Below are 4336 nucleotides of genomic sequence, written 5' to 3'. Positions count from 1 at the left end.
CGCGGCGAGTTCGCCGTAGACGTTCACCTCGACCTGCTTCTGCGCGATCCCGAGCCGCGCAAGATCGCCGCGCGGGTCGGTGAGGTTCGCCCGCGCCTGTCGCAGCGCTTCGGGAACCGCTTCGAGCCGGGCCTTGAACGCGGCGAGTTCGTCCGCCGCCAGCGGCAGCTTCGGGATCGCGAGCGCGCCATGCATCTTGGGCCCGAAGCCGAGATTGGTCGTGCTGTAGAAAGCGGGATCATGCTTCCACGGCTGAACGACCCGGTGCTGGAACTCGAGCCCGCGCATTTCGGCGAGCACGACCATATAGTCGACGCGTTCGGAGACCGGCCAGGCGCTGTCGTCGATCGCCTTCAGCCGCGCCTCGAATGTCTTGAGCCCGGCATAATGCCGCGCCATCGCCGCGGGTGAATAATCGGGCACGCCCTTGACCATCGGCGGCGGTACGAAAGCGCGAAATTCCTCGTAAAGCGCGAGCAGCGCGGGATAGCCCGACGGCGCGGCTTCGGTTTGCGCGGCAAGCGGCGGCGGAGCAGCGAAAGTCAGCAAGGGCGCGGTCATCAGCGCGGCCGCCGCGCGCAATTTCATCTTCAAGGCCTGTCTCCCGATCGCAAAAAGTCCGTTGCCGCAGCCTCTATCAGAGCGCGTTGAAGAAGCGCGTCAGCCGCTCCATCGCCTCGGTCACCCGCGCTTCGGATTCCGATCCGAAGCAGACGCGCAGATGTCCCTCGCCCCCGGCACCGTAGAAGCTTCCCGATTCGACGACGACATGCGCTTCCTTGAGGATCGCCATCGCCAGATCCTGCGACGAACGCCCCGTAGCGCTGATGTCGGGAAAGGCATAGATCGTGCCCTCGGGCTCGGGGCAGGTCACGCCCGGCATCTGGTTCAGCGCCTGCACGACGATGTCGCGCTTGCGGCGATCCGCCTCGACCATCGCCAGCATCGCGTCCTGCGGTCCCTCGACCGCAGCGCGCGCGCCTTCCTGGATGAAGACGTTGACGTGCGTCACGTCGGTCATCGTGACGCGCATGATCGCCGGCATCAGCCGGGCATCGGCGGTCAGATAGCCGATGCGCCAGCCATCCATCGAATAGGCCTTGGTGAAGGCGAAGCAGGTGATCGTGCGTTCGCGCATCCCGGGCAGGCTCGCGATGCTGACATGCTCGGCGGCGCCATAGGTGATATATTCGTAAACCTCGTCCGACAGCACGAGCAGATCATGCTCGATCGCAAGGTCGGCGACATTCTGCAGCTCGGCGCGGCTGTAGACGCGGCCCGTCGGGTTCGCCGGATTGATCAGCACGATCATCCGCGTCCGGTCGGTGATCTTCGCCGCGATCTTTTCCTTCGAAATCGCGAAATCATTCGCCTTGTCGAGCCCGGCAATCACGACCGTGCCCCCGGCAAGCTCGGTCTTGCCGATATGCTGCGGATAATAGGGGTCGAGCAGAATCACTTCATCGCCCGGGTCGATCGCGGCCATGAAGGCGGCAAAAGAGGCATGGGTCAGCCCGTTCGTCACGAGGATTTCATCGACCCCATAGTCGAGCCCGTTGAAGCTTTTCAGCTTTTCGGCCAGCGCCTGCCGGAACGACAGCGTCCCGCGAAAGTCGCCATAGTGGACGATGCCGGCATCGAGCGCGGCCTTCGCCGCCTCCTTGATGTGCAAGGGCGTGTCGGCGTGCGGCCGCCCGAACTCGAGGTGAATCAGGTCGGCGCCCGCAGCGTCGAGCTTCGACGCCTCGTCGTACATGCCGAAGCTTTTTTTCGATCCCGCCGTCAGGCGTTGTGCCGGCCATTTCATCAATCGCTACCTCCCGATGATTCCCATACACGTGAATAATTGTGTGATAAAGGATATTTCAAGCTTAAAATTTTAGGCTTGAAGCATTTTGATGCGAAGCCTAGGAATCGGATCATCGGTCAATGGCGATGGAGTCGTTCGAGTGAGGATCGCATGTGTCGGAGGCGGGCCAGCAGGCCTGTATTTCGCGATTTCGATGAAGCTGCGCGAACCCGCGCACAGCATCGACATCTTCGAGCGCAACCGTGCCCACGACACCTTTGGCTGGGGCGTGGTCTTTTCCGACCAGACGGTCGAGAATCTGATGGCGAACGATCCGGTCAGCGGCGCAACGATCCGCGACGAATTTGCGCATTGGGACGATATCGACGTCCATATCCACGGCGAATGCATCCGCTCGTCGGGACACGGCTTCATCGGCATCGGGCGCAAGCGCCTGCTCGCGATCCTGCAGGACCGCGCCCGCGAACTGGGTATCGGGCTGCACTTCGAGCACGAAGCGGGCGCGGACCTTGCCGACTGGGCCGATTATGATCTGGTGATCGCTGCCGACGGCGCGAACAGCCGCATCCGCAATGCCCATGCCGAACATTTCGATGTCGACATCCAGGTCAAGAAGAACAAATTCTTCTGGTTCGGCACCGCGAAGCAGTTTGAAGCCTTCACCTTCGCCTTCGAGCGCACCGAAGCAGGCTGGGTATGGGCGCACGCCTATCGTTTCGACGACGAGCTTTCGACCTTCATCGTCGAGATGGAGCCCGAGACATGGACGAAGCTTGGCCTCGACAAGATGGACCAGCCCGAAGCGATTGCGCTGTGCGAAAAGATCTTCGCGCGATATCTGGACGGCAATCCGCTGATGTCGAACGCCACCCACCTGCCCGGACCGCAGGCTTGGCTGAACTTCCGGCGCATCATCACCGGCCGCTGGTCATACGACAAGTTCATCCTGCTGGGCGACGCCGCGCATACCGCCCATTTTTCGATCGGTTCGGGTACCAAGCTCGCGCTCGAGGATGCGATCAAGCTTGCCGAGGTGCTGAGCCGCCCCGGTCTGGGCCGCGCCGAAGCGCTCGAGGAATATCAGGCCGAGCGCAATATCGAGGTGCTGAAACTGCAGAACAGCGCGCGCAACTCGACCGAATGGTTCGAGACGCTCGACCGTTATCTGCCGTTCGAGCCGGTCCAGTTCGCCTATTCGCTGCTCACCCGCTCGCAACGCGTCAGCCATGAGAATCTGCGACTGCGCGACAGAAGCTGGCTCGAAAGCGTCGAGCGCTGGTTCCAGTCGCGCGCGCCGGGCGGACGCGACGAGGGCGCACCGCCGATGTTCGCGCCGTACAAGCTGCGCGAGATGGCGATCGAAAACCGGATCGTCGTCTCGCCGATGGCGATGTATTGCGCGACCGACGGCACGCCGGGCGACTTTCATTTCGTCCATTACGGCGCGCGCGCGCAGGGCGGCGCGGGGCTCGTCTATACCGAAATGACCTGCGTTTCGCCCGAAGCACGGATCACCCCGGGCTGCCCCGGCATGTATACGCCCGAACATGCCGCCGCCTGGCGCCGCATCACCGAATTCGTGCACCGCGAAAGCAAGGCGAAGATCTGCCTTCAGCTGGGCCATTCGGGCGCCAAGGGATCGACCCGGATCGGCTGGGAGGGAATGGACGAGCCGCTGGACGAAGGCAACTGGCCGCTGATCGCCGCATCCGACGTGGCGTGGAGCCCCGCCAACCAGACGCCGCGGGCGATGACCCGCGACGATATGGACATGGTGCGCGACCAGTTTGTCGCGGCAACGCGCATGGCGATCTACGCCGGTTTCGACATGGTCGAAATGCACGCCGCGCACGGTTACCTGCTGTCGAGCTTCATCACCCCGCTGCTCAACCGGCGCACCGATGAATATGGCGGCAGCCTCGAAAACCGGCTGCGCTTCCCGCTCGAAGTGTTCGCCGCGATGCGCGCCGCCTGGCCCGCCGAACGGCCGATGTCGGTGCGCATCTCCGCCAACGACTGGATGGGCGATGCGGGCGTGACTCCCGACGAAGCGGTGCTGATCGCACGGGCGTTCGATGCCGCGGGCGCCGACCTGATCGACGTATCGGCAGGCCAGACCTGGGCCGATTGCAAGCCCGTCTATGGCCGCATGTTCCAGACGCCCTTCGCCGATCAGGTGCGCAACGAGGCGCGCGTATCGACGATGGCGGTCGGCAACATCTTCGAAACCGACCATGTCAATTCGATCCTCGCGGCCGGCCGCGCCGATCTGGTCGCGATCGGGCGTCCGCATATGATCGACCCGATGTGGACGCTGCGCGCGGCAGCGCAGCACGACTATCGCGGCGCCGCGGTGCCGCCCGGCTACCGGAACGGGATAAGCCAGCTCGCCCGCAACATGAAACGCGCGGCCGAGCAGGAAGCGGCGTTGAGAGGGTAGGATGCGACTGAAGGACATGCATGCCGTCGTCACCGGCGGCGGATCGGGGATCGGCGCCGCGGTCGCCCGCGCGCTCGCCGCCGAGG

Annotated in this window: 3 protein-coding genes; 1 reads left to right on the top strand and 2 read right to left on the bottom strand. The window is 64.0% G+C overall.

Features of this window, described 5'->3' with window-relative positions; translation table 11 throughout:
* Together VN047_RS22320 and VN047_RS22315 are read right to left on the bottom strand one after the other, a co-directional pair.
* Positions 1–594 (bottom strand): hypothetical protein (locus VN047_RS22320; protein WP_414712749.1); only part of this gene is annotated, 594 nt, incomplete at its 3' end.
* Between the two features lie 43 nt (positions 595–637).
* Positions 638–1807 carry a pyridoxal phosphate-dependent aminotransferase gene (locus tag VN047_RS22315; protein WP_325546622.1) on the bottom strand — a complete coding sequence of 390 codons (1170 nt, stop codon included), beginning with the start codon at positions 1805–1807 and terminating at the stop codon, positions 638–640.
* Positions 1808–1949: 142 nt separating this feature from the next.
* On the opposite strand from VN047_RS22315, the gene VN047_RS22310 reads away from it, so the two are divergent.
* Complete coding sequence (locus tag VN047_RS22310; RefSeq protein ID WP_325546620.1) at positions 1950–4250, top strand: bifunctional salicylyl-CoA 5-hydroxylase/oxidoreductase; 2301 nt, start codon at positions 1950–1952, stop codon at positions 4248–4250.
* Positions 4251–4336: the final 86 nt, after the last annotated feature.

It is taken from the genome of Sphingopyxis sp. (genome assembly GCF_035565275.1).
Taxonomy (GTDB): domain Bacteria; phylum Pseudomonadota; class Alphaproteobacteria; order Sphingomonadales; family Sphingomonadaceae; genus Sphingopyxis.
Note: the sequence above shows the minus strand (reverse complement) of the source record. Positions and strands in the feature narration are given on the sequence as shown.